This is a genomic window from Streptomyces caniscabiei (assembly GCF_014930365.1).
GTDB classification, from domain to species: Bacteria; Actinomycetota; Actinomycetes; order Streptomycetales; family Streptomycetaceae; genus Streptomyces; species Streptomyces caniscabiei.
This window is the reverse complement of sequence record NZ_JABXWI010000001.1, coordinates 678,903-705,449: the sequence shown is the minus strand read 5'-3', so window position 1 is coordinate 705,449 and position 26,547 is coordinate 678,903. Positions and strand designations below refer to the sequence as shown.

Genomic DNA, 26,547 nt, shown 5'->3' with positions numbered 1-26,547 from the left:
GAGGCGGACCACACCGCGCCGTAAGGTGTCCCCCGCTGTGGATAACCTCATGGGTGCCGTGTGAGCGGTGTGACGATGTGACTGCTGTGGCCATCGGGGCTGTGCCGGAGGAACGCGGCTGAGTAAGTTCCGGTGGGGAAGTCGACCGCGTAGTGGAAATCGGGGAGCTGGGCGCAATGGACGCGAACGACGAGGTCTCGAACGCCCGGCCAGGGCCGGACGAGCCCGAGAGCGACGCGGCCTCCGCGAGTGACCCGGCCTCCGCGAGTGATACGTCCTCGAAGGGGCGGCCTTCCCGCGAGACTCCGGTCCCGGGCGACCTGCCTCCGAGTGGACGCCCCCTGCTTCCGTCATCAGCGGATTCGGCCTCGGGGACACCGGTGCCGGCGCCGACCGGACCGCCCCCCGCCTCTCGGCCGGAGGGGATAGCCGGGCCGGCGCGGCCGGTTTCCGGTATCGCCGCGCTGACCCTGCCGTACCAGATCGCCGTGGCGCTGGTGCTCGCGATCGTGGCGGTGGCGGCCTGCGCCCATCTCGGGCTGGTGTTTCTGCATATAGCGCCTTCGAACACGTTGACGAAGCAACATGGGCAGGCGGTGGACGAGTGGGTCTATCCGGAGTTCGAGCAGAACTGGAAGCTGTTCGCGCCGAACCCGCTGCAGCAGAACATCGCGGTGCAGGCGCGCGCCGAGGTCCGCACCGCCGACGGTGAGGTGCGCACGACCGGCTGGTACGACCTGTCGGCGCTGGACGGCGCCGCGATCGACCGCAATCCGGTGCCGAGTCACACGCAGCAGAACGAGCTGCGCCGGGCCTGGGACTTCTACACCGCCACGCATGACGGCGAGCACCGCGCCACCACGCCGCGCGGCGATCTGTCCGAGCGCTATGTGCGCCGCATCGTCGTGATGCGCCTCGACCGCGAGCGGGCCGCCGGCCCCGGCGGCGAGATCGAGCGGATCCAGCTCCGGTCCCGTACCACCAATGTGCAGCCGCCCGAGTGGAGCGAGGAAAAGGTGCCCGACAAGCCCGTCGTCCGTGAGCTGCCCTGGTGGTCGGTGACCGACGACGACCGTGCGGACGCCGCCGGCGCGACCGGGGCCGAGGGGGCCGACGCCGGCGGGGTCGCCACCCGTCGTACGGAGGCGAGCGCCCGATGAGTTCCCTGAACCGGCACACAGGGCGCCTCGTCGCGGCGGCGGGCAACGGCATCACCCGGGTCACCGATCGTGCGCTGGGCCCCTACCAGAGCGCGATCATCCGCATCGGCTTCTGCGCGACCTGGCTGCTGTTCCTGCTGCGCGAGTTCCCGCACCGGCGCGAGCTGTACGGCCCCGACGGGCCCTGGAGCTGGGAGCTGGCCCAGCGGCTGATCACGGACAACGACGCCTTCACGGTGCTGATGTGGTCCGACAGCATGGTGTGGTTCGAGATCGTCTACGCCGTCGCCATCCTGTCGACCGTTCTGCTGCTGCTCGGCTGGCGCACCCGTGCCATGAGCGTCCTGTTCATGGTGGGTGTCCTCTCGCTCCAGAACCGCAGCGTCTTCATGGGGGACGGCGGCGACAACGTCATCCACCTCATGGCGATCTATCTCGTCTTCGTCCGCTGCGCCCAGGTCTGGTCGCTGGACGCACGGCGTGCACGGCGCGTGCGCGAGCGCCTGGAGCGGGACGGCGGGGCGCGGGAGGACGTGGTCGGCCCGGTTCTGTGGTGTGTGCTCGGCTTCGCGCTGCTGGTGTCGACGTTCGGCGGTCTGATCCCCGGGGGCCTTTTCGGCGGCTGGCTCACGTTCTTCTGGGGGCTGTGGGCGGTGCACGGCCTGTGGTGGGCCGCCGGACGCGTCGAGTCGGACACCAAGCCGCGTGCGCTGCTCGACATCGTCGGCAATCTCGCGCACAACGCCGCCCTGGTGGTGATCATGGCCGAGGCTTGTCTGATCTACGCTGCGGCCGGCTGGTACAAGATCCAGGGCTCGCGCTGGCAGGACGGCACGGCCGCCTACTACCCGTTCCACCTGGACTACTTCTCGCCCTGGGGCACGCTCTCCGACCTGATGTCGTCCAGCGGCACGATGATCATGCTGGTGACCTACGGAACGGTGATCGTGCAGGTCGCCTTCCCGTTCACGCTCTTCAACCGGCGGGTCAAGAACGTCCTGCTCGCGGTCATGATGACCGAGCACGCCGTGATCGCCGTCGTCCTGGGGCTGCCGTTCTTCTCGCTCGCGATGATCGCCGCCGACGCCGTCTTCCTGCCGACGCCCTTCCTGAAGCGCCTGGGCGGCCTGGTGGCCCGCGCCCGTGACCGCGTCGTACGTCGTGTGCCGCCGGGGAACGGCCGTACGATCCCGGGCCCGCGAGCCCCGGAACAGCCTCCGCTCTCCCTGGAGAAGCAGGAGAAGCAGGAGAAGGGAGAGAAGCCGGAGAAGGGGGCCGCCGATCAGCCCCACGTAGGCTTCACCGCATGAACGATCCGGTGAGCGCACCCGCGGACGAACCGGCAGACAGGGCGGAAGGTGGGCCGTCAGTCGGACCGGCGGACGAGCCGGCGGTCGACACGGTGAGCGGGGCGCGCGCCCGGCCGGCCGGTGACCCCGTGCGGACCTGGCATCGCCTCGCCGACGCCGCTGTCCTGCTCGACGGTTTCCACGCCCTCAAGCACGCCGTGCGCTTCGGCGCCGACGTGCGGGTGGCCGTCACCGTGGACCGCGCGGCGGCACTCTCGCTCGCCGACGACCTGGCCCCGGACGTACGGGACCGGCTGGCGAGCCTCCTCCAGGAGGTACCGGAGGAGGCGTACCGGAGCCTCGTGGTCCGCCCGCATCCCACCGCCGTCGCCGCGCTGGCCGTGCGCCCGTCGCGCGAGGCCCAGCTGGCGGCGCTCGCCCGTACACCGCGCACGGCCCCGGTCGTCGTCCTCGACAACCCGCGCAACCTGGGCAACGCGGGGGCCGTGATCCGGCTGGCGGCCGGGTTCGGCGCGACCGGGGTGGTCACCACGGGCACCATGGATCCCTGGCACCCCACCGTCGTGCGCGGTGGCGCGGGCCTGCACTTCGCGACCGCCGTCGAGCGCCTGGGCGTGAGCGAGCTGCCCGCGGGCCCCCTCTTCGCGCTCGACCCCGAGGGCGACGACATCCGGGGGCTGAAGCTCCCGGACGACGCCGTCCTGGCCTTCGGATCCGAACGCAGCGGTCTCTCCGGCGAACTGCGCGCCCGCGCCGACCACTTGCTGGCGCTCCCGATGCGCCCGCAGGTCTCCAGCTACAACCTGGCGACGAGCGTGGCGATGACGCTGTACCACTGGAGCGCGGGCTCCTTCTGAACGACTGGTGAGAAGGCGGGGCGCTCCAGAGGTGTGCGCCGGTCGCTACGCCTCGCGCCGGACCTCCACCACCCGGAACCGGTTGGCGACGAACGCCCCGTCGCACAGCGCCGCGTTGGCCGCCGGATTCCCGCCGGAGCCGTGGAAGTCCGAGAACGCAGCGGTCTGGTTCACATAGACGCCGCCCGTGAGGTTCAGCGACAGTTGCGCGCACTCCTCCAGGCAGACCTCCTCGACGGCCTCGGCCACCTCGTCCGAGGTGGTGTACGCGCCGACGGTCATCGCGCCCTTCTCGGCGATGGTCCGGCGCAGCAGGTCCAGCCCGTCCGCCGCCGAGTCGACCGCGACGGCGAACGACACCGGCCCGAAGCACTCGCTCATGAACGCGGCTTCGTCGTCGGTCCGCTCCCAGTACTTCCGGGCGCCGTCGAGCTTCACGATCACCGGCGTGCGCACGACCGCGTCCGGGAACTCGGGGTGGGCGATCTCCCGTGAGGGGAGCGCGACTTCGCCGAGCGAGGCGGCCGCTTCGAGGCGGGACCTGACGTCCGGGTTCACGATCGCGCCGAGCAGCGCGTTCGCGCGGGCGTCGTCGCCCAGCAGGCCGCCGACCGACCTGGCGAGATCGGTGACGACCTCGTCGTAGGACTTGGCGCCCTCGTCGGTGGTGATGCCGTCGCGGGGGATGAGCAGGTTCTGCGGGGTGGTGCACATCTGGCCGCTGTACAGGGACAGGGAGAAGGCCAGGTTGGAGAGCATGCCCTTGTAGTCGTCGGTGGAGTCGACGAGCACCGTGTTGACGCCGGCCTTCTCCGTGTAGACCTCCGCCTGGCGGGCGTTGGCCTCCAGCCAGTCGCCGAAGGACGTGGAGCCGGTGTAGTCGATGATGCGGATCTCGGGGCGGGTGGCGAGGTCCTTGGCGATGCCCTCACCGGGGCGCTCGGCGGCCAGCGCGACCAGGTTGGGGTCGAAGCCGGCCTCGGCGAGGACGTCGCGGGCGACCTGGACGGTGAGGGCGAGCGGCAGCACCGCGCGCGGGTGGGGCTTCACGAGGACCGCGTTGCCGGTGGCGAGGGAGGCGAACAGGCCCGGGTAGCCGTTCCACGTCGGGAAGGTGTTGCAGCCGATGACCAGGGCGATCCCGCGCGGTACGGGCTTGAAGCGCTTCGTGAGCGTGAGCGGGTCGCGCTTGCCCTGGGGCTTGCTCCACGCCGCCTCGTCGGGGGTGCGGACCTGCTCGGCGTACGCGTAGGCCACGGCCTCCAGGCCACGGTCCTGGGCGTGCGGGCCGCCGGCCTGGAACGCCATCATGAAGGCCTGGCCGCTGGTGTGCATGACGGCGTGGGCGAACTCGTGGGTGCGGTCGCTGATGCGCTTGAGGATCTCCAGGCACACCGCCGCGCGCGCCTCCGCGCCCGCGTCGCGCCACGCGCGCTGGCCGGCCTTCATGGCGGGCAGCAGCGTGTCCACGTCCGCGTGCGGGTAGGTCACGCCCAGCTCGACGCCGTACGGGGAGACCTCGCCGCCCACCCAGTCGTCGGTGCCGGGCTGGCCGAGGTCGAGACGGGTGCCGAGGAGGGCCTCGAAGGCGGCCTTGCCCTCGGGCATGCCCAGGCTGCCGTCCTCGCCGTAGGCCTTGGGGTGCTCGGGGTGGGGCGACCAGTACGCGCGGGTGCGGATCGCTTCCAGGGCCTGGTCGAGGGTGGGCCGGTGCTTGGCGATCAGGGCGTGCGCGGACGGTTCGGCGGCCATGCTTGACCAACTCCTCACGTCAGGGACTCGTCATCGGGCCCTGACCTGGGCAGGAACAGGCGGACAGAGTTAGAGTAACCGAACGATCGGTCGGGACAAGGGGGTCCGCCGCATCTGTGGACAACCCCGTGCGGGAGGATCGCGCACATGACAGCACTCGACCTCAGCAGCCCCGTGGCCGTCGTCGGCAGCGGCACCATGGGCCAGGGCATCGCCCAGGTCGCGTTGACCGCCGGCCATCCCGTACGGCTGTTCGATTCCGTTCCCGGTCGTGCCCGGGAGGCCGCCGAGGCCATCGGCGCCCGGCTCGACCGGCTCGTGGCGAAGGAACGCCTGACCGGCGCGGACCGCGACTCCGCGCGCGCCCGGCTGCACGCCGCCGAGAGCCTCGCCGACCTCGCGGACTGCGGCCTCGTCGTCGAGGCGGTCCTGGAGCGGCTGGACGTCAAGCAGGAGCTGTTCCGCGCGCTGGAGGACATCGTCGCCGAGGACTGCCTGCTCGCCACCAACACCTCCTCCCTGTCCGTCACGGCCATCGGCGGTGCCCTGCGCAACCCGGGCCGCTTCGTGGGCCTGCACTTCTTCAACCCCGCGCCGCTGCTGCCCCTCGTCGAGGTCGTCTCCGGGTTCGCCACCGACGTCACGTCGGCCACGCGCGCGTACGAGCTGGCGCGGGTCTGGGGCAAGACGCCCGTCGCCTGCGCGGACACCCCCGGCTTCATCGTCAACCGCATCGCACGGCCGTTCTACGCGGAGGCCTTCGCGGTGTACGAGTCGCAGGCCGCCGAGCCCGTCACCATCGACGCGATCCTGCGGGAGTGCGGCGGCTTCAGGATGGGCGCCTTCGAACTGACCGATCTCATCGGGCAGGACGTCAACGAGTCCGTCACCCACTCCGTCTGGCAGGCCTTCTTTCAGGACGTGCGCTTCACGCCCTCGCTGGCCCAGCGGCGGCTCGTCGAGTCCGGCCGGCTCGGCCGCAAGACCGGTCGGGGCTGGTACGACCACGGTGAGGACGCCGACAGCCCCGAACCGCACACCGCCGAACCGGTACCGGCACCCGCGTACGTCGTCGTCGAGGGCGACCTCGGCCCCGCCTCCGACCTGCTCGCCCTGATCCGGGAGGCGGGCATCCCCGTCCGCGAGGACGAGGAGGACCACGGAACCCGGCTCGTCCTGCCCAGCGGCGGCCAGCTGGCCCTCGCCGACGGACAGACCTCCGTGGAGTTCCGGGACGTCGTCTACTTCGACCTGGCGCTCGACTACCGCAGGGCCACCCGGATCGCGCTCTCCGCCTCCCAGGACACCTCCCCGCAGACCCTCGCCGAGGCCACCGGCCTCTTCCAGGCGCTCGGCAAGGACGTCAGCGTCATCGGGGACGCCCCCGGCATGATCGTGGCCCGCACGGTGGCGCGCATCATCGACCTCGCGCACGACGCCGTCGCCAAGGGGGTGGCCACCAAGGAGGACATCGACACGGCGATGCGTCTGGGCGTCAACTACCCGCTGGGACCCTTCGAATGGAGCCGCAGGCTGGGCCGGAACTGGGCGTACGCCCTCCTGGACGATCTGCACCTGCGAGACCCGTCCGGGCGCTACGCGCCGTCCCTGGCTCTCTACCGCCACGCCTACGCCTCCGACAAGCGGGAGGGCACCTCCTCATGACCACCGCCAAGCGCGACACGTACACCCCGGAGACGCTGCTGTCCGTCGCCGTGCGGGTCTTCAACGAGCGCGGCTACGACGGCACGTCCATGGAGCACCTGTCCAAGGCGGCCGGTATCTCCAAGTCGTCGATATACCACCACGTCACCGGCAAGGAGGAGTTGCTGCGCCGGGCCGTCAGCCGGGCGCTGGACGGTCTCTTCGCGATCCTCGACGAGGAACCCGTGTGCACGGGGCGGGCGGTGGAGCGCCTGGAGCACGTCGTCCGGCGCATGGTCGAGGTGCTCCTGGGCGAGCTCCCCTACGTGACCCTGCTGCTGCGGGTGCGCGGCAACACGGACACCGAGCGCTGGGCGCTGGAGCGGCGCCGCGACTTCGATCACCGCGTCGCCGAACTGCTGAAGGCGGCGGCGGCCGACGGGGACGTCCGCGGGGACGTGGAGGTACGCCTCGCGACCCGGCTGGTCTTCGGCATGATCAACTCGATCGTGGAGTGGTACCGGCCGGACGGGCGGGGCATGGGCGAGCGGGAAGTGTCCGAAGCCGTGGCCCATCTGGTCTTCACAGGGCTGCGCGCCCAGGGCTGAGCGCTTCGTCGGGAGGGGGCGTGCGCCCCGTCGGGAGAGGCGAGTGCTCCGTCTGGAGGGGGCGTGCGCCCGGCGCGGCGCGGGTCATCCCTCCGGTTCCACGTCCTCCTCCTCGAACACCAGCAGTGTCCGGGTGCTGAGCACCTCCGGGATGGCCTGGAGCTTGGTCAGGACGACCTCACGCAGGGCTCTGTTGTCCGAGGTGTGCACCAGGAGCAGGACGTCGTAGTCGCCGCCCACCAGGGCGATGTGGGCGGCGCCGGACAGCTGGCGCAGCTGCTCGCGGACCGTGCGCCAGGAGTTCTGCACGATCTTGAGGGTGATGTAGGCCGAGGTGCCCTTGCCGGCGCGCTCGTGGTTCACGCGCGCCCCGAAACCCCGGATGACGCCGTCCTCGACGAGGCGGTTGATGCGCGCGTAGGCGTTGGCGCGGGAGACGTGGACCCGTTCGGCGACCGACCGTATGGAGGCGCGCCCGTCGGCCTGGAGCATGCGCAGGATGTCCTGGTCTATGGCGTCCAGCGGTCGCGGGGGTGGCAGGACCGGGCCGTGCTCCGGCGGCTCGGCCATTTGTTCAGGTGCCATGTGCCCCCGCCTCCCTGCCATGGACGTCCTGCGTTCATTTGAGGCTGTGCAGAACCGTTTGTCCACAGCCTCGGGGTGCCTGTAGCCAAAATGCGCCAACGACCGAACAATCGGTAGGTGAGACGCGTCACAACCCGTGCCGCGTCCCTGAGCCACTCCCACGAGGAGGTGCCGTATGACGGTCATGGAGCAGCGGGGCGCGTACCGCCCGACACCGCCGCCCGCCTGGCAGCCCCGCACGGACCCCGCGCCGCTGCTGCCCGACGCCCTGCCCTACCGCGTGCTCGGCACGGACGCGGCCGCCGAAGCCGACCCCGCGCTGCTGCGCCGGCTCTACGCCGAGCTGGTGCGCGGCCGCCGCTACAACACGCAGGCCACGGCCCTGACCAAGCAGGGCAGGCTCGCCGTCTACCCCTCCAGCACCGGACAGGAGGCCTGCGAGGTCGCCGCCGCGCTCGTCCTGGAGGAGCGGGACTGGCTCTTCCCGAGCTACCGCGACACGCTCGCCGCCGTCGCCCGCGGCCTCGACCCCGTACAGGCGCTCACCCTGCTGCGCGGCGACTGGCACACCGGCTACGACCCGCACGAGCACCGCGTCGCGCCCCTGTGCACCCCCCTCGCCACCCAGCTCCCGCACGCCGTCGGCCTCGCGCACGCCGCCCGCCTCAAGGGCGACGACGTGGTGGCGCTCGCCCTGGTCGGCGACGGCGGCACCAGCGAGGGCGACTTCCACGAGGCGCTCAACTTCGCCGCCGTCTGGCAGGCCCCGGTCGTCTTCCTCGTCCAGAACAACGGCTTCGCGATCTCCGTGCCGCTCGCCAAGCAGACCGCCGCCCCGTCGCTGGCCCACAAGGCCGTCGGCTACGGGATGCCGGGCCGCCTGGTCGACGGCAACGACGCGGCCGCCGTGCACCAGGTGCTCGCCGAGGCCATGGCCCACGCGCGCGCGGGCGGCGGGCCGACGCTGGTCGAGGCGGTGACCTACCGCATCGACGCCCACACCAACGCCGACGACGCCACCCGCTACCGGGGCGACGCCGAGGTCGAGACCTGGCGCGCGCACGACCCGATCGCGCTCCTGGAGCACGAGCTGACCGAGCGCGGCCTCCTCGACGAGGACGGCATCCGGGCCGCCCGGGACGCCGCCGAGACGATGGCCGCCGATCTGCGCGAGCGCATGAACCAGGACCCGGTGCTCGACCCCATGGACCTCTTCGCCCACGTCTACGCCGAGCCCACCCCGCAGCTGCGCGAACAGGAAGCCCTGCTGCGGGCCGAGCTGGCGGCGGAGCACGAAGGGGCCCACCGATGACCACCGTCGCGCTCAAGCCCGCCACCATGGCGCAGGCGCTCACCCGCGCCCTGCGCGACGCCATGACCGCCGACCCCACCGTGCACGTCATGGGAGAGGACGTCGGCACCCTCGGCGGCGTCTTCCGGGTCACCGACGGCCTCGCGAAGGAGTTCGGCGAGGACCGGGTCACCGACACCCCGCTCGCCGAGGCGGGCATCCTCGGCACGGCCGTCGGCATGGCCATGTACGGGCTGCGGCCGGTCGTGGAGATGCAGTTCGACGCGTTCGCCTACCCGGCGTTCGAGCAGCTCATCAGCCATGTCGCCCGCATGCGCAACCGCACGCGCGGCGCGATGCCGCTGCCGATCACCATCCGCGTCCCCTACGGCGGCGGCATCGGCGGCGTCGAGCACCACAGCGACTCCTCCGAGGCGTACTACATCGCGACCCCGGGACTCCACGTCGTCACGCCCGCCACCGTCGCCGACGCCTACGGGCTGCTGCGTGCATCCATCGCCTCCGACGACCCGGTCGTCTTCCTGGAGCCCAAGCGCCTCTACTGGTCGAAGGACACCTGGAACCCCGAGGAACCGCAGAGCGTCGAGCCGATCGGCCGCGCGGTCGTCCGCCGCGCCGGCCGTAGCGCCACCCTCATCACCTACGGCCCGTCCGTGCCCGTCTGTCTGGAGGCGGCCGAGGCGGCCACCGCCGAGGGCTGGGACCTCGAGGTCGTGGACCTGCGCTCCCTGGTGCCCTTCGACGACGAGACGGTCGCCGCCTCGGTACGGCGGACCGGCCGCGCGGTGGTCGTGCACGAGTCCGGCTCCTACGGCGGCCCGGGCGGCGAGATCGCGGCCCGCGTCACCGAGCGCTGCTTCCACCACCTGGAGGCGCCCGTGCTGCGCGTCGCCGGGTTCGACATCCCCTACCCGCCGCCGATGCTGGAGCGGCACCATCTGCCCGGCGTCGACCGGATCCTGGACGCCGTGGGGCGCCTGCAGTGGGAGGCGGAGAACTGATGGCCCAGGTGCTGGAGTTCAAGCTGCCCGACCTCGGTGAGGGGCTGACCGAGGCCGAGATCGTCCGCTGGCTCGTCCAGGTCGGGGACGTCGTCGCGATCGACCAGCCCGTCGTCGAGGTCGAGACGGCCAAGGCCATGGTCGAGGTCCCCTGCCCCTACGGCGGCGTCGTCACCGCCCGCTTCGGCGAGGAGGGCACGGAACTGCCCGTCGGGGCACCGCTGCTGACGGTGGCGGTGGGAGCGCCGGTCGCCGACGGTTCCGCCGGGACGGCGGGCGCGGGCGCCCTCGACGCGAACGAGGGCTCCGGCAACGTCCTGGTGGGCTACGGCACCGGGGCGCCCCCGGCGCGCCGCAGGAGGGTGCGGCCGGGGGAGCCGGTCAGGTCCGCGGCCCCGGCGGCGCTCGGTTCCGTCGGGACGCCGGCGGCCCCGGTCACCGCTCCCGAGCGCCCGGACGGGCATGGGGCGACCACCGCCGCCGAGCGCCCGGACGGGCCCGTGCCGGTGATCTCACCGCTCGTCCGCCGTCTCGCCCGCGAGAACGGGCTCGACCTGCGGAAGCTGCGGGGATCGGGGCCCGACGGCCTGATCCTGCGGGCCGACGTCGAGCACGCGCTGCGGGCCGCCACAGCCCCGGCCCAGGCGTCCGGGACCGTGACCGCGCCGCCGGCCGCCGCCCAGGCCGCGCGCTCCGCGCCCGCCGTCCCGGCCGGGCAGTCCGCGCCCGCCGTCGGCGTCGCCTCCGGCACCCGTGTCCCCCTCCGCGGCGTCCGTGGCGCCGTCGCCGACAAGCTCTCCCGCAGCCGGCGGGAGATCCCGGACGCGACCTGCTGGGTGGACGCCGACGCGACGGAGCTGATGAACGCCCGCACGGCCATGAACGCCGCCGGAGGCCCGAAGATCTCCCTCCTGGCGCTGCTCGCCCGGATCTGCACCGCCGCGCTGGCCCGTTTCCCCGAGCTCAACTCCACCGTCGACATGGAGGCCCGCGAGGTCGTACGGCTGGAGCAGGTGCACCTCGGGTTCGCCGCGCAGACGGAACGAGGGCTGGTCGTCCCCGTCGTGCGGGACGCGCACACCAGGAACGCGGAGTCGCTCGCCTCCGAGTTCGCCCGGCTGACCGAGGCGGCGCGCACCGGCACCCTGACGCCCGCCCAGCTGACCGGCGGCACCTTCACGCTGAACAACTACGGCGTGTTCGGCGTCGACGGCTCCACGCCGATCATCAACCACCCCGAGGCCGCCATGCTCGGCGTCGGCCGCATCGTCCCCAAGCCCTGGGTGCACGGGGGCGAGTTGGCGGTACGGCAGGTCGTGCAGCTCTCGCTCACCTTCGACCACCGGGTGTGCGACGGCGGCACGGCGGGCGGCTTCCTGCGGTACGTGGCGGACTGCGTCGAACAGCCGGCGGTGCTGTTGCGCACGCTCTGATCACCGGCTTCGTCCGCCGGGTCCGGCCGTCGGCGCGTCGTCGGACCCGACCGGGGCCGCAACGCGCGGGCTCCCCCGCGTTCCCAGTGATCGCGCAGGCACGCATACTCGGAGGGTGACCGCGTACGAGCCCCCGGGCGGCCCCGGTACCGACGTGTTCGACGCCGTCGTGCTCGCCGGGGGCGCCGCCCGGCGGCTCGGCGGCACGGACAAGCCCGCCGTGCGCGTCGGCGGACGGCCCCTGCTCGACCGCGTGCTGGGCGCCTGCGCCGGAGCCGGGACGACCGTGGTCGTCGCCGACCCCCGGCCCACCGCGCGGCCCGTGCTGTGGGCCCGCGAGGAACCCCCCGGCGGCGGTCCCCTCGCCGCGCTGGGCGCCGGACTCCGGCACACCACCGCGCCGTACGTCGTCGTCCTCTCCGCCGATCTGCCGTTCCTGGACGGGGAGACGGTACGGCGGCTCCTCGACGCCCTCCTGGCCGACGAGGGAGCCGCCGACGGCGTCCTGGTCACCGACCCCGACGGCCGTGACCAGCCGCTCGTGGCCGCCTACCGGGCCGAGAGCCTGCGCCGTGAACTCGCGGGGCTCGCCGCCGGGCGCGACGGCCTGACGGGGCTCCCCCTGCGGCGGCTGACCTCCGCACTGCGCCTCACCCGTATCACCGACCCTCTCGCGTCCTTCGACTGCGACACCTGGGACGACATCGCCGCCGCCCGCGCACGGATCAGGGAGCATGGCCACGTGTTGGATGAATGGATTTCCGCAGTCAAGGACGAGCTGGGGATCGACCTCGACGTCGACATCACCGAGCTGCTCGACCTCGCCCGTGACGCCGCCCACAGCGTGGCCCGGCCCGCCGCCCCGCTGACCACCTTCCTCATCGGCTACGCCGCCGCCAAGGCAGGGGGAGGCCCCGAGGCGGTCACCGAGGCCGCCCGCAAGGCCTCCGCCCTGGCCCTGCGCTGGGCCGACGAGGCCGCTCCCGAGGCCGGGACGGACGCCGGGACGGACGCCGGGACCGAAGCCACCCCGGACGCCGAGCCCCACTCCGGGCCAGGCGCCGGCCAGGACACCGGCCCGGCAGCCGGATGACCGCCCAGGACGCCGAGGAACTCGACGTGGAGGAGGCGCTGGCCGTGGCCAACGACAGGCCCGTCCGGGGACCGGCCGAGCCCCGCTCCCCCCGCGAGACCCCCACGACCGGTCGGACCGGCGCCGCCCACGGGGCCAAGGACGACTCCCACCACCGGGCCACCTCCTGGCCCGAGGCCCGGGCCGTCGCCGAACGCGCCGCACGCTCCGCCGGGCGCCGGGCCCCCGTCTCGGTCACCGTCGACAAGGCCCTCGGCCTGGTGCTCGCCGCCCCACTCACCGCCCTCACCGACCTCCCCTCCTTCGACACCTCCGCGATGGACGGCTGGGCGGTCGCGGGCCCCGGCCCCTGGGCGGTGCGGGAGGACGGTGTACTGGCGGGCCACGCCGAGCCCGTACGGCTCACGGACGGGGAGGCGGCCCGGATCGCCACCGGCGCCCGTATCCCGCCCGACACGACCGCCGTCCTGCGCAGCGAGCACGGCCGCACCGACGACAAGGGGCGGCTGCACCCGACCCGGGACCTCGCGCACGGGCAGGACATCCGCCCGCGGGGCCAGGAGTGCCGCAACGGCGACCAACTGCTGCCGCTCGGTACGCAGATCACCCCGGCCGCGCTCGGGCTCGCCTCGGCCGCCGGGTACGACACGTTGAGCGTGCTGCCCCGTCCGCGCGTCGAACTGCTCGTCCTGGGCGACGAACTGCTCACCGAGGGGCTGCCGCGCGAGGGCTCGATCCGGGACGCCCTCGGGCCGATGCTGCCGTCCTGGCTCCGGGCGCTGGGCGCCGAGGTCACCGCCGTACGCCGCCTCGGTGACGACGCGGACGCCCTGCACCGGGCGGTGAAGAAGTCCTCCGCCGACCTCATCGTCACCACGGGCGGCACAGCGTCCGGACCCGTCGACCATGTCCACCCCACCCTGCGCCGCGTCGGGGCCGAACTCCTCGTCGACGGGGTGAAGGTGCGCCCGGGGCACCCCATGCTGCTGGCCCGGATCACCCCGGATCAGCACCTCGTGGGGCTGCCCGGCAATCCGCTGGCCGCCGTCTCCGGTCTGTTCACGCTCGCCGAGCCGCTGCTGCGGACCCTCGCAGGCCGCGCCGCCCCGGAGCCGTACACGATGCCGATGCGGGAGGCGGTGCACGGGCACCCCTACGACACCCGGCTCGTCCCCGTCAGCCTGCGGGGCGATGACGCCCTGCCGCTGCACTACAACGGCCCCGCTATGCTCCGCGGCATCGCCACCGCCGATGCCCTTGCCGTCGTACCGCCGGGCGGCGCTCGTTCCGGCCAGGAGTTGGAACTGCTCGATCTGCCCTGGGCGACGGCGGGCATCCAGGTGTGTTTCACGTGAAACGTCGATATGGGCCACCGGCCTTGCGACCAACGATGTTTCACGTGAAACCACGAGCAGCCGGTGGCGGAGTGCAGCCAGGGGATGTACGCCGAAACGGGGAGTGTTTCACGTGAAACTTCCGGGCCAGGACGCGATCGCCCGCAACGCGGACGAGCGTCACGTGACCCACCAGGTGAGACTGCCGAAAAGAGAGGTCGAGCGGCCGATCCGTCAGGTCGGCAAGCGACTGGCGATGGCCATGTTCGTGCTCGTCGCCACCGCCTTCATCGTCTACGCCGACAGTGAGGGGTACAACGACAACTCCGACGGTTCCGTGGATCTGCTCGACGCGTTCTACTACGCCACCGTCACTCTCTCCACCACCGGCTACGGCGACATCACCCCGGTCAGCGATGCTGCCCGCTTCACCAACATCTTTGTGATCACGCCGTTGCGTGTGCTGTTCCTGATCATCCTGGTCGGCACCACGCTGGAGGTGCTCACGGAGCGCACGCGCGAGGAATGGCGACTGAACCGCTGGAGGGCGGCCTTGAGGGAGCACACCGTTGTCGTCGGCTGGGGGACGAAGGGGCGATCGGCGATTCAGACCGTCTGTGCGACGGGCCTGAAGAAGGAGCAGATCGTCGTCGTGGACCCCAGCTCGAAGGCCATCGAGGCGGCGACCTCCGAGGGATACACGGGGGTCATAGGGGACGCGACCCGCAGTGATGTGCTGCTGCGGGCGGAGCTCCAGAAGGCGCGGCAGATCATCATCTCCACCGCGCGGGACGACACCGCCGTGCTGGTCGCGCTGACCGCCCGCCAGCTCAACCGCGGAGCGAAGATCGTGGCCGCCGTCCGGGAGGAGGAGAACGCGCCGCTGCTGAAGCAGTCCGGGGCCGATGTCGTCATCACCAGCGCCAGTGCGGCCGGACGGCTCCTCGGGCTCTCCGTGCTCAGCCCCGCCGCCGGCATGGTGATGGAGGACCTCATCCAGCAGGGCAGCGGGCTCGACATCGCCGAACGGCCGGTCATAAAGGCCGAGGTGGGGCGCGGTGTGCGGGAGACGGATGACCTGGTGGTCAGCGTGCTGCGCGGACACCGGGTGCTCGGCTACGACGATCCGTCCATCGGGGAGCTCCAGTTGACGGACCGGCTGATCACCATCGTCCGGGCCACCCCGAGCACGAAGATCACCCCCGAGACCAAGCATCTGCCGTAGCGGAAGCGACAACGGGGCCCGGGGTCCGCACCCCGGGCCCCCTTTCTGTGCTCGCCTACTTGCGGTTGTACAGCCGCATCGTGATCGGCCCGAAGACCAGCACGAACAGGGTGGACCAGCCCAGCGTCCAGGCGATCTCGGCCGCCGGCCACTCGCCCGCCATCAACTCGCGGACCGCCGACGCCAGATGCGTGACCGGGCTGTTGTTGACGAACGCCTGGAGCCAGCCCGGCATGGTGCTCGGATCGACGAAGACGTTGGACAGGAAGGTCAGCGGGAAGATCACCATCATGCTGACGCCCATCACGGACTTCTCCGTGCGCAGCATCAGGCCGAACATCGTCCAGATCCACGAGAACGCGAACGAGAAGACGATGAGCAGCGCGACCCCGGCGACCACACCGACCACCCCGCCGTCCGGGCGGTAGCCGAGGATCATGCCGACGGTGAGCATCACCACGGACGCGATCGCGTAGCGCAGGGCGTCGCCCAGCAGATAGCCGACCATCGTCGACGGCCGCCAGATCGGCAGCGAACGGAACCGGTCGAAGACACCCTTCTCGATGTCCGTGTTGACCGAGACCCCGGTGTACATCGTGATCATCACGACCGACATCACCAGGATGCCCGGCAGCAGGAACTGGATGTACTGCTCCGGGGAGCCGGCCAGCGCCCCGCCGAAGAGGTACGTGTACATCAGCACCATCATGATCGGGAAGGCGGTGACGTCGAAGAGCTGCTCCGGCACATGTTTGATCTTGAGCATGGCCCGCCAGCCGAACGTGAGCGAAGCCGACAGGGCGCTGGGCCGCGGCGGGCGGTCCTTGGCGATGAGCAGCGCGGCGAGCGTCTCGGCGCTGACGGGGGCGAGTTCCCTGTTCTCGGTGGTGGTCGCGGTGCTCATGCCGCTGCCTCGTCCTTCGTCTCGGGGGCGTCGTCGGTCTGCGGGCCCGTCGCCCTGGTGTCGTGTCCGGTGAGGGCGAGGAACACCTCGTCCAGGCTGGGCTGGCCCAGCGAGAAGTTGTCGACGGTGATGCCGGTGCGGGCCAGCTCGGCGAGCGCCCGGGCGGCGGCCTCGGCGGCCCCCTGCCCGTTCGCGGATCCCGCGCCGACGCGCGCCGTCAGGGCCACCGGGTCCGGCTCGCGCTGCACATCGGCGTCGAGGGCGATGCGCAGCACCTCCTCGGCCTGCGGCCGCTGGGCCGCGTCGCGCAGCCGCAGATGGACGGAACCGGCACCCACGGAGGCCTTCAACTCGCCCTTGGTGCCCTCCGCGATCACCTTGCCCTGGTCGATGACCGCGATCCGGGACGCCAGCTGGTCCGCCTCGTCCAGATACTGCGTGGTCAGCAGCACGGTCGTGCCCTGCGCGACCACCGCCCGCACGATGTCCCACACCTGGTTGCGGCTGCGCGGGTCGAGGCCGGTCGTCGGTTCGTCCAGGAACAGCAGATCGGGCGTGTTGAGGATGGAAGCGGCGATGTCGATACGGCGCCGCATACCGCCCGAGTAGTGCTTGACCTGCTTTCCGGCCGCCTCGCTCAGCCCGAAGGCCTCCAACAGCTGCCCGGAGCGCTGCCGGGCCGTGCGTTTGTCGTGGCCGAGGAGCCGGGCGAGCAGTACCAGGTTCTCGGTGCCGGTGAGATCCTCGTCCACGGAGGCGTACTGCCCGGTCAGGCTGACCCGGCCGCGCACCTCGTCGGCCTCCCGGACGACGTCGTGTCCGAAGACGTGTGCCTGACCGCCGTCGGGGCGCAGCAGGGTGGCGAGCATCTTCACGGTGGTGGTCTTGCCGGCGCCGTTCGGGCCGAGGACGCCGTAGACCGTGCCGGCGGGCACGGCCAGGTCGACGCCGTCGACGGCCCGGGTCTCGCCGAACGTCTTCACCAGACCCGCGGTCTCGATCGCGAGGCCGGACGTCTGTGCGTTCATGGTTGAGATCCTTCCGCGTACGGGGCCCGTGTCCGGGGCTACGCAAGGGGAGACCGCGGCGACCGCCGGAACTCATCGGTCACCGCGCGGGAAACTCGACTGCGTCTGTTGCTTCTGCGTCGGACGAAGAGCTCGGCGAGAATCCGTCCGGTCACAGGGACTCCACGGTCTCTCCGATGCGCGGTGAGCGCACCCCGATTACGTCCGGCAGACCGAGGGACCGGACGAGACGGCGAGGTGGGATGGAGGGTGGCATGGAAGGGTGAGGTGTGTCCGCAGAACCAGGCTAGGGGGCGGCCGGGGTGGTGATGCAGGTCGGAGGCCCGGGGCGCGCGAGGGTGGTGCGGGGCGTGCGGGGGCAGTGCGGGATCGGCGAAGCCAGGGGGACCGGGCCGGGATCGGACAGGGAGGGCGGGGGTAGCGTCCCTCTCATGCATGCGATCACGATTCCCGAACCCGGCGGACCCGAGGCCCTGGTGTGGGACGAGGTCCCCGACCCGGTGCCCGGCGAGGGCGAAGTGCTCATCGAGGTGGCGGCGAGCGCCGTGAACCGCGCCGACCTGCTGCAGCGGCAGGGCTTCTACGACCCACCGCCCGGCGCCTCCCCCTATCCCGGCCTGGAGTGCTCCGGCCGTGTCGCGGAGATCGGGCCCGGCGTGGCCGGGTGGAACGTCGGCGACGAGGTGTGCGCGCTGCTCTCGGGCGGCGGCTACGCGGAGAAGGTCGTCGTCCCGGCCGGCCAGCTGCTGCCGGTCCCCGCCGGCCTCGATCTCCGACAGGCCGCCGCGCTGCCCGAGGTCACCTGCACGGTCTGGTCGAACGTCTTCATGATCTCCCACCTGCGTCCCGGTGAGACGCTCCTCGTGCACGGTGGCTCCAGCGGCATCGGCACGATGGCCATCCAGCTCGCCAAGGCCGTCGGCGCGAAGGTCGCCGTCACGGCGGGCACCAAGGAGAAGCTGGAGCAGTGCGCCGCCCTGGGCGCGGACGTCCTGATCAACTACCGCGAGCAGGACTTCGTCGAGGAGGTCCGGGCGGCCACGGACGGCAAGGGCGCGGACGTCGTCCTCGACAACATGGGCGCCAAGTACCTGGACCGCAATGTCCGGGTCCTGGCCGTCAACGGGCGGCTCGCGATCATCGGCATGCAGGGCGGCATCAAGGGCGAGCTGAACATCGGCGCGCTGCTCGCCAAGCGGGCCGTGATCAGCGCGGCCTCGCTGCGGGCCCGGCCCCGCGAGGAGAAGACGGCCGTCGTCGCCGCCGTACGCGAACATGTCTGGCCCCTGATCGCCGGTGGCCATGTGCGCCCGGTCGTCGACCGCGAGATCCCCATGGACGACGCGGCGACGGCGCACCGGGTGCTGGAGGAGAGCGGGCACGTGGGCAAGGTGCTGCTGGTGGTGCCGTAGGAGGGGACGGTCGGCCGTGCGGGAACGGTGACGCGGCCGCGCCCGGTCGGTACGGCTCGGGTCCAGTCCCGCACGGCTCCGGTTCAGCTCCGCACGGCTCGGGCTCAGCTCCGCCGTATGCGGAGCCCCACGAAGGCCAGTCCGAGGCCCACGCCTATCAGGATGAGGCCGCTGCCGAGGGCGAAGACCTGCAGCACGGGCTCCTCGACGGACGAGGAGTCGCCGCCGGGCGGCACGCCGGGAACGGGCAGGGCGGCGTTCTGGGACGGGTCGGGGGCGGGCTCCTCGGGGGGCGGGGAGGCGTCGTCCCCGGGTTCCACGGGGCCGACGTCCGCCCGGCCCGGCCGTTCCCGGCCCTCGCCCGCGCGGCTGCCGGCCCAGGAGGTCGCGGGGTCGGGCTCGGCCCCGTACACGGCCGGCACGGGCCCCGCCGCCAGGACGACCAGCAGCCCCGCGACGAGAGCCGGTCCCGTCACGCGCACCGAACGAAGCCAGGTAGCCACGCCCTCAGCGTCACACGCCCCCGGCCCACCGGCATCCCGGCGCCCCGGGCCCGCCCGACGGCGCGCGACCGCCGCTCAGGACAAGAACCCGGGCAACGTAAACGGTGGATCACCCTGCGTGGGGGGCACCAGGGTGGTGAGGTAGGCGCGTGCGAGAGAATGGCGGCATGGAGATGCCGAGGAACGAACGGTCGCCCGAACAGCCCCACATCCTGGTCGTGGGCCAGGACGGCATGGCCGTGGGCGGCGGTGGAGGCGACGAGGACTCCCGCGAGGTCCCGGTGACGGAGATGGTGGAACAGCCGGCCAAGGTCATGCGCATCGGCAGCATGATCAAGCAGCTGCTCGAAGAGGTACGGGTCGCCCCCCTCGACGAGGCCAGCAGGGCACGGCTGAAGGAGATCCACGCCAGCTCGGTCAAGGAACTGGAGGACGGCCTGGCGCCCGAGCTGGTGGAGGAGCTGGAGCGGCTCTCCCTGCCCTTCACCGACGAGGCGATCCCGAGCGACGCGGAACTACGGGTCGCGCAGGCCCAGTTGGTGGGCTGGCTGGAAGGCCTCTTCCACGGGATCCAGACGACGCTGTTCGCCCAGCAGATGGCGGCCCGGGCCCAGCTGGAGCAGATGCGCCGCGCACTGCCGCCGGGCGTCGGCGGCCACGAGGGCGACGACGACCCGCGCACGCTCGGCCGCTCCGGCGGCCCGTACCTCTAGCCCCCGGCAGTCTTCGACGAACCCCCCACCCCGTACGCGAAAGGGCCCGGCACACCGAGTGCCGGGCCCTTCCCACGTCCGCGGCGTCAGGCCGGGTCGCCCGTCGAGACCTTGAGGATGATCGACGGCATGTCCTTGGGGTCGACGTCCTCGGAGGCCGTCGGGTACTGCTCCATGACCGTGCCCTCGCCGTACGTGTTCTCGTCGACCTTCTGGACGTCGTACTGCCATCCCGCCGCCTGGAAGCACTTCTTCACCGAGTCGATGTTCTTGAAGGTGAAGTCCGGCAGCTCGATCTTGTCGGGGTCGTTGTACGACTCCACGGGCTCCGTGCACGCGGTCGTCTCGATGACCTTCGAGGTGTCCGGACCCTTGTGCCCCTCGACGACGGTCGGCGACGCCTTCGTGCCGTCGTCGCCGCCCTCGGCGTCGGTGCCCGAGCTGAGGGAGAGCGCCGTGATCAGACCGCCGACCGCGAGGACGGACACGGCGATCGCGCCCACGATGACGCCCTTGTTGCTCTTCCCGCCGCCGGAACGCCCCGCCGACATGGAGGACTGCTGGGGTGTGATGTTGTACGGCGGCGGCGTGGCCGAGCCCTGCTGCGGCGAGTACGCGGCGGTCTGCGGCGGCGTCTGGTAGCCGCCCTGCTGCGGGTAGCCGTAGGACGGGGCGGGCGTCGGAGCCGGTGTCGGCGGACCGTAACCACCCGTCGCCGGCGGCTGGTACGGCGTCTGGACGCTGCCCGACTGCGGGGCGCCCGTGTGGTCGATCGGCGGGAAGACCGCGGAGGAGACACCCGCGCCGCTGGCCGTCTGCACACCCGGCACGATGCTCGGCGCGACGGGCTGGAGGGAGGCGGCGACCCGCAGGCACTCGTCCCGCATGGCCTCCGCGCTCGGGAACCGCTCGTTCGGGTTCTTCTTCAGCGCGCGGGCGATGATCGCGTCGACGGCCGGCGGCAGGGAACGGTTGATCGAGGAGGGAGCGACCGGCTCCTCCTGGACGTGCGCGTACGCGATGGCCAGCGGCGAGTCCGCCTCGAACGGCAGCCGCCCGGTGGTCAGCTGGAAGAGCATGATGCCGACCGAGTACAGGTCGGAGCGGGCGTCCACGCCGCGGCCGAGGGCCTGCTCGGGCGAGAGGTACTGCGGGGTGCCGACGACCATGCCGGTCTGCGTCATCGACGTGACACCGGACTGCATGGCGCGGGCGATGCCGAAGTCCATGACCTTCACGACGTTGCGCTTGGTCATCATCACGTTGCCCGGCTTGATGTCCCGGTGGACCAGGCCCATCTCGTGGCTGATCTCCAGCGCCGCCAGCACGTCCGCGGTGATCTTCAGCGCCTTGTCGGAGGGCATGGCGCCGAGCTGGGCGACATCCGCGTCGAGCACCGAACCGAGCGGCTTGCCCTCGACGTACTCCATGACGATGTAGGGCATCGTCGCGCCGTCGAGATCGTCCTCGCCGGTGTCGAAGACCGACACGATGTTGGTGTGGGTGAGCTTCGCCACGGCCTGCGCCTCACGGCGGAAGCGCTCACGGAAGGCCTGCTCGCGGCCGAGGTCGGTGTGAAGTGTCTTGATCGCGACCTGTCGGTCGAGCACGGAGTCGTACGCGAGATGGACGGAGGCCATGCCGCCCTCGCCGAGCAGGTCACGCAGTTGGTACCGGCCACCGGCTAGCGACCGCCCCGCGTACCGGCCCTGTGCGGCGTCCTGGCTCATCTTCCTGCGTCCCCCATCGGCGCGCGCGAAAGCTGTTGGGCTGGCTCCCGCGATCGGTGATCCCCTGATGATGCTGGTGATCCTTTGTGCTATTCCCGGCCAAGTCTGCCCCAGGGCACTGACACGTCAAGCGCGGTGCCCGATCCGTGACCGTACGCGAAAGAAGCGTCGCGGAAGCGTTACAGGGGGCGTACGCCCGGTACACAGAACTTGCACGAGTGCGCGCGCTGCGGGTTTCATGGCCGATCAACCTTTGAATCCACCTTGAATCCGTCGTGAACCCGTCGCGCATCCAACCCGGACCGGCCTCTTGCGTGAAGGCTGTAGCGTGGCCGACGGAGACCGTAACAAGTACCGCGCGGACCGCGGGCAGAAACGACGGCGAGGACTGATGGCACAGCAGCAGCGCTCTCAGGGCCCGTCCGACCCCGAGGCGTCTGGCGGCGGCATGTCGGACGCGCCGGAGTTGTGGGGCAACGGCGGGCTCGTCGGCGACGGCCGGTACCGGATGACCCACAGACTGGGCCGGGGCGGCATGGCCGAGGTGTTCGCGGCCGAGGACGTACGGCTCGGCCGGACGGTCGCGGTCAAACTGCTCCGTTCCGACCTGGCCGAGGACCCCATCTCCAAGGCCCGCTTCACGCGTGAGGCCCAGGCGGTGGCCGGTCTCAACCACCACTCGATCGTGGCGGTCTACGACTCCGGTGAGGACATGGTGAACGGCACCCCCGTGCCGTACATCGTCATGGAGCTGGTCGAGGGCCGCACCATCCGTGACCTCCTGATCAACGCCGAGGCGCCCGGCCCCGAGCAGGCGCTGATCATCGTCTCCGGTGTGCTGGAGGCCCTCGCCTACTCGCACCAGCACGGCATCGTGCACCGCGACATCAAGCCGGCGAACGTCATCATCACCACCAACGGCGCGGTGAAGGTGATGGACTTCGGCATCGCCCGCGCCCTGCACGGGGCGTCGACGACGATGACGCAGACCGGCATGGTCATGGGCACGCCCCAGTACCTCTCCCCGGAGCAGGCGCTAGGCAAGGCCGTCGACCACCGCTCCGACCTGTACGCCACCGGCTGTCTGCTCTACGAACTCCTCGCGCTCAGGCCGCCGTTCATCGGCGAGACCCCGCTGTCGGTGGTCTACCAGCACGTCCAGGACATCCCGGTGCCGCCCTCCGAGACCTCGGAGGGATCGGCGCCCCCGGAGCTCGACGGCCTGGTCATGCGCTCCCTCGCCAAGGAGCCGGACGACCGGTTCCAGACGGCCGAGGAGATGCGCGGCCTCGTCCAGTACGGCCTGCAGATGCTCTACGACCAGGGGGGCCACACCGGCACCTGGAACACCGGGCCCGTCACCATGCACGAGGGCCGGCACACGCCGCCGGGCGGTATGTCCGGTACGTCGGTCATGCCGCACCCCGGGGAGTCGGGCACCTCGCAGATTCCGCAGCCGATCCTGCCGGGGTACGGCGGGGGCGGCCGGGACGACGGCGGCTTCGAGGGGAACGGCAACCGGGGCAGCGGCCGCGGCAAGCTGTGGATCCTCGCCGTCCTCGCGGTGATCGCCATCGCCGCGGGTGTCGCGCTGGCGCTGAACAACAACGGCGACAAGGGCGGCGGCGGCACCGAGACCACCAAGTCCCCGACGGCCACGAAATCCGAGCAGGACAAGGACGCCACCGAGTCGCCCAGCGAGGAGGCGACCGAGGAGACCACGGACGACAGCACGGACCCGGACAACGGCGGCGGCTTCACACCGTCGTACACGCAGACGCCGAGCTTCACCCAGTCGCCGACGCAGAGTGAGCCGTCGGAGGAGCCGACGACCGACGAGCCCACGACAGACGAGCCCACGACCGACGAGCCCACGGAGGAACCGACCGAGGAGCCGACCGACGACAGCAGCGGCGGCGGCGGGGACGCGGGCGGCCTGCCTGGCGGCATCGGCGGCGAAGAGGGATGACCCCGGTGCAGGGGGCGATCCGGGCGGACCCCGCCCGGATCGCCCCCTTCGCTGTGCGGCGTGCCCCGCCTGGGCTCACCCCACGAACGCCTCACGCACCGCGTCGTACTCCCGTGTCCACCACACCACCAGCGCCGAGGCCGCGGGGAACTGCGGGTCGGCGCGGGTGTCGCCGCGTTCGTAGCGCCAGCGCAGCATCCAGAAGTCGTTGAGCCGCTCCCACCACACGCGGTGCACGGCCGCCGCGAGCTCGGCCGGGGCGGCGCCCGCGGAACGCCGGTACGCGCGCGCGTAGGAGCGCACCTTCGCCAGGTCCAGCGCGCCGACGGGACGCACGAAGAAGATCACCGCCGCCCGGACCGCCTCCTCGGCGCGCGGCCGCACGCCGAGCCGGTCCCAGTCGAGGATCGCGGCCGGCACCTCGGGGACGTCGTCCCGGTAGAGCACGTTGTAGGGGTGGAAGTCGCCGTGCACCCACCCCACCGAGCCGCCCCTGGGCGGTCGCCGGTCCGCGTGCCGTTCCAGCAGTCGCCGCCGCTCCAGCAGCCGGTGCCGGGCGAGCGCGTCGAAGGGGCCGGCCGGGCGGTGGCGGCGTACCCGGTCGAGCAGGTCGTCGATGAGGGCGAAGGTACGGAAGGGGTCGGCGCTCTCGGTCCCGGCAGCCTCGGAAGCCCCGACGGCCTCGTCGGCCGCCGGATGACCTCGCGTCTCCCGGGTCCCGCGTTGCGCCGGGATCAGCCGCCTCCGTGCGGGCGCGACCGGCTCCTGGGGCGGCATCACGCGCTCCAGCAAGGCGTGCACGACACCCAGCAGGTTCCCGAGGCGGGCGCACTGCCCGGTGGTGAGCTGGCCGCCGTGCCGGTGGCGCCCCTCGATCCAGGGGTGCAGGGCGTAGGCGTGGCCGGCGACGACCGCCACGGTGCCGCCGTCCCGTCCGGTCAGCGGCGGGGCGACGGGAACGCCCAGGTCGGCGAGGCGCCGGGTGGCCCGGTGCTGGCGCGCGATCGCGGCCGGGTCGGCGGTCTCGGGGTCGAAGTGGTGCTTGAGGAAGTACCGGCCGCGGGTGGTGCGGAGCCGGTAGCCGCGATTGAGGAGCCCCTCGTCGACGGGTTCACAGGCCAGCACGGACCCGGCGGCGTACTGCTCCAGCAGGGGGCCCAGAGGGGGCGTGTGGAGCACAGGGGGTGGTACAGATGAGCGCGGCACGCGCCAGATGCTAGGGCACGCGCCGCGCCGCTGACCTCCCGCTTGTCACACACAGTCGTTACCGATCACAGAGTGCATGGATCCGAACTGTGGCTCGACGCGCAGACATGCGGGCCGGGCGACCGCCGCGCCGGAGCGGAACCGGGCGGTCCTGCGGCGCGCACGGATGGAGCAACTTGAGCCACCGATCTCACGCCCCGGCTTCGGCGAACTCTTCCCGTGGCCGGGGTGGCCGGGATAACGTGCCGGTGTTCCGGCCCCCTGCCAGGCTGTTTCCAGTGCTGTGACCAGCAGCTGTTCCCGACGGACGCGAACTACTTGGACCCCCTAGTACCGAATTACTTGGAAATCCAAGGAAAATCGCAGGTCAGTAGGGGTTTCACAGGAATGTGGAGCACTGGGTAACGTGCCTCGTGCAGGGCGCTCGCCGGGGCACCTGTCACGTCTGTTCCCGGCCAAGGGCACCCACCCCGTGCACGGGCACCGGGATCAGGCGAGCCGCACTGGTCACCCGGCAACCCCGGGGGCCGGACCGACGGAGGAGCACACGTGACCGTGGAGAGCACTGCCGCGCGCAAGCCGCGACGCAGCGCCGCAGGCAAGACCGGCACCACCGGCAGCAAGGCGGCCGGCACCACCGGCACCAGGCGCGCCGCTGCCAGGAAGCCGACCGACGCCCAGCCCGAACTCGTTCAGCTGCTGACGCCCGAGGGCAAGCGCGTCAAGAACGCCGAGTACGACCCGTTCGTCGCGGACATCACCGCCGACGAGCTGCGCGGTCTGTACCGCGACATGGTGCTGACCCGTCGCTTCGACGCCGAGGCCACCTCCCTGCAGCGCCAGGGCGAGCTCGGCCTGTGGGCCTCGCTGCTCGGCCAGGAGGCCGCCCAGATCGGCTCCGGGCGGGCCACCCGCGAGGACGACTACGTCTTCCCGACCTACCGCGAGCACGGCGTCGCCTGGTGCCGCGGCGTCGACCCGACCAATCTGCTCGGCATGTTCCGCGGCGTGAACAACGGCGGCTGGGACCCGAACAGCAACAACTTCCACCTCTACACGATCGTCATCGGCTCCCAGACGCTGCACGCCACCGGCTACGCCATGGGCATCGCCAAGGACGGCGCCGACTCGGCGGTCATCGCCTACTTCGGCGACGGCGCCTCCAGCCAGGGCGACGTCGCCGAGGCCTTCACCTTCTCCGCGGTCTACAACGCGCCGGTCGTGTTCTTCTGCCAGAACAACCAGTGGGCCATCTCCGAGCCCACGGAGAAGCAGACCCGCGTTCCGCTGTACCAGCGCGCCCAGGGCTTCGGCTTCCCGGGCGTCCGCGTCGACGGCAACGACGTGCTGGCCTGCCTCGCGGTCACCAAGTGGGCGCTGGAGCGCGCCCGCCGGGGCGAGGGCCCGACCCTCGTCGAGGCGTACACCTACCGCATGGGCGCCCACACCACCTCCGACGACCCCACCCGCTACCGCCACGACGACGAGCGGGTGGCCTGGGAGGCCAAGGACCCGATCGCGCGTCTGCGCGGCTACCTCGAGGCCGAAACGGACACGAACGAGGGATTCTTCGCGGAACTCGAAGCGGAGAGCGAGGCGTTGGGAAGGCGAGTGCGCGAAGTGGTGCGTGCCATGCCCGACCCGGACCACTTCGCCATCTTCGAGAACGCGTACGCGGACGGACACGCCCTCGTGGACGAGGAGCGCGCCCAGTTCGCCGCGTACCAGGCGTCGTTCGCCGATGTGGACGAAGAGGAGGGCAAGTAGC

The 26,547-nt window shown here is 71.9% G+C and carries 22 protein-coding genes; 15 read left to right on the top strand and 7 right to left on the bottom strand.

What is annotated here, in order from left to right; genetic code table 11:
• Nucleotides 1-176: 176 nt before the first annotated feature.
• From HW837_RS03390 to HW837_RS03380, 3 genes are read left to right on the top strand one after another with little or no spacing between them, the layout of a single operon-like run.
• Nucleotides 177-1,160, top strand: coding sequence for a DUF5819 family protein (locus HW837_RS03390; RefSeq protein ID WP_093790300.1), 984 nt, complete (start codon nt 177-179; stop codon nt 1,158-1,160).
• Nucleotides 1,157-2,470: an HTTM domain-containing protein gene (locus HW837_RS03385; protein WP_193379368.1), complete on the top strand. Its 1,314-nt coding sequence runs from the start codon at nt 1,157-1,159 to the stop codon at nt 2,468-2,470. Before HW837_RS03390 ends, HW837_RS03385 begins: the two co-directional genes overlap by 4 nt.
• Complete coding sequence (locus tag HW837_RS03380) at nt 2,467-3,327, top strand: TrmH family RNA methyltransferase (protein WP_078853527.1); 861 nt, start codon at nt 2,467-2,469, stop codon at nt 3,325-3,327. The genes HW837_RS03385 and HW837_RS03380 overlap by 4 nt, the downstream gene beginning before the upstream one ends.
• A 45-nt stretch (nt 3,328-3,372) precedes the next feature.
• Here the strand turns inward: HW837_RS03380 and paaN are convergent, their stop codons facing one another.
• Nucleotides 3,373-5,079 (bottom strand): phenylacetic acid degradation protein PaaN, encoded by a 1,707-nt coding sequence (paaN, locus tag HW837_RS03375; RefSeq protein WP_193379369.1) that lies wholly within the window; start codon nt 5,077-5,079, stop codon nt 3,373-3,375.
• Between the two features lie 147 nt (nt 5,080-5,226).
• Between paaN and HW837_RS03370 the strand changes: the two genes are divergently transcribed.
• Nucleotides 5,227-6,744 (top strand): 3-hydroxyacyl-CoA dehydrogenase, encoded by a 1,518-nt coding sequence (locus HW837_RS03370; protein WP_045558547.1) that lies wholly within the window; start codon nt 5,227-5,229, stop codon nt 6,742-6,744.
• Nucleotides 6,741-7,331 carry a TetR/AcrR family transcriptional regulator gene (locus tag HW837_RS03365; RefSeq protein WP_045558548.1) on the top strand — a complete coding sequence of 197 codons (591 nt, stop codon included), beginning with the start codon at nt 6,741-6,743 and terminating at the stop codon, nt 7,329-7,331. The genes HW837_RS03370 and HW837_RS03365 overlap by 4 nt, the downstream gene beginning before the upstream one ends.
• Nucleotides 7,332-7,415: 84 nt before the next feature.
• Here HW837_RS03365 and HW837_RS03360 read toward each other — a convergent pair whose 3' ends face one another.
• Nucleotides 7,416-7,901 (bottom strand): Lrp/AsnC family transcriptional regulator, encoded by a 486-nt coding sequence (locus HW837_RS03360; RefSeq protein ID WP_045558549.1) that lies wholly within the window; start codon nt 7,899-7,901, stop codon nt 7,416-7,418.
• 190 nt (nt 7,902-8,091) lie between these two features.
• On the opposite strand from HW837_RS03360, the gene pdhA (HW837_RS03355) reads away from it, so the two are divergent.
• From pdhA (HW837_RS03355) to HW837_RS03330, 6 genes are all read left to right on the top strand, one after another.
• Nucleotides 8,092-9,228 (top strand): pyruvate dehydrogenase (acetyl-transferring) E1 component subunit alpha, encoded by a 1,137-nt coding sequence (gene pdhA / locus HW837_RS03355; RefSeq protein WP_045558550.1) that lies wholly within the window; start codon nt 8,092-8,094, stop codon nt 9,226-9,228.
• Entirely contained in the window at nt 9,225-10,229 is a 1,005-nt protein-coding gene (locus HW837_RS03350) for an alpha-ketoacid dehydrogenase subunit beta (protein ID WP_045558551.1), read from the top strand. The genes pdhA (HW837_RS03355) and HW837_RS03350 overlap by 4 nt, the downstream gene beginning before the upstream one ends.
• A complete protein-coding gene (locus tag HW837_RS03345) occupies nt 10,229-11,662 on the top strand; it encodes a dihydrolipoamide acetyltransferase family protein (protein ID WP_045558552.1) in 1,434 nt (477 codons plus the stop codon). Before HW837_RS03350 ends, HW837_RS03345 begins: the two co-directional genes overlap by 1 nt.
• Nucleotides 11,663-11,777: 115 nt before the next feature.
• Complete coding sequence (locus HW837_RS03340) at nt 11,778-12,755, top strand: NTP transferase domain-containing protein (protein ID WP_045558553.1); 978 nt, start codon at nt 11,778-11,780, stop codon at nt 12,753-12,755.
• Nucleotides 12,752-14,110, top strand: coding sequence for a molybdopterin molybdotransferase MoeA (locus tag HW837_RS03335; protein ID WP_045558554.1), 1,359 nt, complete (start codon nt 12,752-12,754; stop codon nt 14,108-14,110). Before HW837_RS03340 ends, HW837_RS03335 begins: the two co-directional genes overlap by 4 nt.
• 112 nt (nt 14,111-14,222) lie before the next feature.
• Nucleotides 14,223-15,314, top strand: a complete 1,092-nt coding sequence (locus HW837_RS03330; RefSeq protein WP_045558555.1) for a potassium channel family protein — start codon at nt 14,223-14,225, stop codon at nt 15,312-15,314.
• 55 nt (nt 15,315-15,369) lie between these two features.
• Here the strand turns inward: HW837_RS03330 and HW837_RS03325 are convergent, their stop codons facing one another.
• Nucleotides 15,370-16,218: an ABC transporter permease gene (locus HW837_RS03325; RefSeq protein WP_045558556.1), complete on the bottom strand. Its 849-nt coding sequence runs from the start codon at nt 16,216-16,218 to the stop codon at nt 15,370-15,372.
• Complete coding sequence (locus tag HW837_RS03320) at nt 16,215-17,246, bottom strand: ATP-binding cassette domain-containing protein (RefSeq protein WP_045558557.1); 1,032 nt, start codon at nt 17,244-17,246, stop codon at nt 16,215-16,217. Before HW837_RS03320 ends, HW837_RS03325 begins: the two co-directional genes overlap by 4 nt.
• Nucleotides 17,247-17,677: 431 nt before the next feature.
• Here HW837_RS03320 and HW837_RS03315 point away from each other — a divergent pair, with 431 nt between their 5' ends.
• Complete coding sequence (locus HW837_RS03315; protein ID WP_045558558.1) at nt 17,678-18,658, top strand: NAD(P)H-quinone oxidoreductase; 981 nt, start codon at nt 17,678-17,680, stop codon at nt 18,656-18,658.
• 104 nt (nt 18,659-18,762) lie between these two features.
• Here HW837_RS03315 and HW837_RS03310 read toward each other — a convergent pair whose 3' ends face one another.
• Nucleotides 18,763-19,161 (bottom strand): hypothetical protein, encoded by a 399-nt coding sequence (locus HW837_RS03310; protein WP_193379370.1) that lies wholly within the window; start codon nt 19,159-19,161, stop codon nt 18,763-18,765.
• 167 nt (nt 19,162-19,328) lie between these two features.
• Here HW837_RS03310 and HW837_RS03305 point away from each other — a divergent pair, with 167 nt between their 5' ends.
• The gene (locus HW837_RS03305) at nt 19,329-19,874 is read left to right on the top strand and encodes a bacterial proteasome activator family protein (RefSeq protein WP_045558560.1); all 546 of its coding nucleotides are present in this window, start codon (nt 19,329-19,331) and stop codon (nt 19,872-19,874) included.
• Between the two features lie 86 nt (nt 19,875-19,960).
• Here the strand turns inward: HW837_RS03305 and HW837_RS03300 are convergent, their stop codons facing one another.
• Nucleotides 19,961-21,604: a protein kinase domain-containing protein gene (locus HW837_RS03300; protein ID WP_093790295.1), complete on the bottom strand. Its 1,644-nt coding sequence runs from the start codon at nt 21,602-21,604 to the stop codon at nt 19,961-19,963.
• A 391-nt stretch (nt 21,605-21,995) separates the two neighbouring features.
• Here HW837_RS03300 and HW837_RS03295 point away from each other — a divergent pair, with 391 nt between their 5' ends.
• Complete coding sequence (locus tag HW837_RS03295) at nt 21,996-23,573, top strand: protein kinase domain-containing protein (protein ID WP_045558562.1); 1,578 nt, start codon at nt 21,996-21,998, stop codon at nt 23,571-23,573.
• Nucleotides 23,574-23,648: 75 nt separating this feature from the next.
• On the opposite strand, the gene HW837_RS03290 is transcribed toward HW837_RS03295, so the two are convergent.
• The gene (locus tag HW837_RS03290; protein WP_045558563.1) at nt 23,649-24,779 is read right to left on the bottom strand and encodes a phosphotransferase; all 1,131 of its coding nucleotides are present in this window, start codon (nt 24,777-24,779) and stop codon (nt 23,649-23,651) included.
• 549 nt (nt 24,780-25,328) lie between these two features.
• Here HW837_RS03290 and pdhA (HW837_RS03285) point away from each other — a divergent pair.
• Nucleotides 25,329-26,546 (top strand): pyruvate dehydrogenase (acetyl-transferring) E1 component subunit alpha, encoded by a 1,218-nt coding sequence (gene pdhA / locus HW837_RS03285; protein ID WP_045558564.1) that lies wholly within the window; start codon nt 25,329-25,331, stop codon nt 26,544-26,546.
• Nucleotide 26,547 lies beyond the last annotated feature (1 nt).

Coding starts and splice junctions, on each gene's coding strand:
- HW837_RS03315 (WP_045558558.1), top strand. CDS start 17,678: ATGCATGCGATCACGATTCCCGAACCCGGCGGACCCGAGGCCCTGGTG.
- pdhA (WP_045558550.1), top strand. CDS start 8,092: ATGACGGTCATGGAGCAGCGGGGCGCGTACCGCCCGACACCGCCGCCC.
- HW837_RS03305 (WP_045558560.1), top strand. CDS start 19,329: ATGGAGATGCCGAGGAACGAACGGTCGCCCGAACAGCCCCACATCCTG.
- HW837_RS03335 (WP_045558554.1), top strand. CDS start 12,752: ATGACCGCCCAGGACGCCGAGGAACTCGACGTGGAGGAGGCGCTGGCC.
- HW837_RS03325 (WP_045558556.1), bottom strand. CDS start 16,218: ATGAGCACCGCGACCACCACCGAGAACAGGGAACTCGCCCCCGTCAGC.
- HW837_RS03370 (WP_045558547.1), top strand. CDS start 5,227: ATGACAGCACTCGACCTCAGCAGCCCCGTGGCCGTCGTCGGCAGCGGC.
- HW837_RS03365 (WP_045558548.1), top strand. CDS start 6,741: ATGACCACCGCCAAGCGCGACACGTACACCCCGGAGACGCTGCTGTCC.
- HW837_RS03320 (WP_045558557.1), bottom strand. CDS start 17,246: ATGAACGCACAGACGTCCGGCCTCGCGATCGAGACCGCGGGTCTGGTG.
- HW837_RS03295 (WP_045558562.1), top strand. CDS start 21,996: ATGGCACAGCAGCAGCGCTCTCAGGGCCCGTCCGACCCCGAGGCGTCT.
- HW837_RS03300 (WP_093790295.1), bottom strand. CDS start 21,604: ATGAGCCAGGACGCCGCACAGGGCCGGTACGCGGGGCGGTCGCTAGCC.
- HW837_RS03360 (WP_045558549.1), bottom strand. CDS start 7,901: ATGGCCGAGCCGCCGGAGCACGGCCCGGTCCTGCCACCCCCGCGACCG.
- HW837_RS03345 (WP_045558552.1), top strand. CDS start 10,229: ATGGCCCAGGTGCTGGAGTTCAAGCTGCCCGACCTCGGTGAGGGGCTG.
- HW837_RS03380 (WP_078853527.1), top strand. CDS start 2,467: ATGAACGATCCGGTGAGCGCACCCGCGGACGAACCGGCAGACAGGGCG.
- paaN (WP_193379369.1), bottom strand. CDS start 5,079: ATGGCCGCCGAACCGTCCGCGCACGCCCTGATCGCCAAGCACCGGCCC.
- HW837_RS03390 (WP_093790300.1), top strand. CDS start 177: ATGGACGCGAACGACGAGGTCTCGAACGCCCGGCCAGGGCCGGACGAG.
- HW837_RS03385 (WP_193379368.1), top strand. CDS start 1,157: ATGAGTTCCCTGAACCGGCACACAGGGCGCCTCGTCGCGGCGGCGGGC.
- HW837_RS03350 (WP_045558551.1), top strand. CDS start 9,225: ATGACCACCGTCGCGCTCAAGCCCGCCACCATGGCGCAGGCGCTCACC.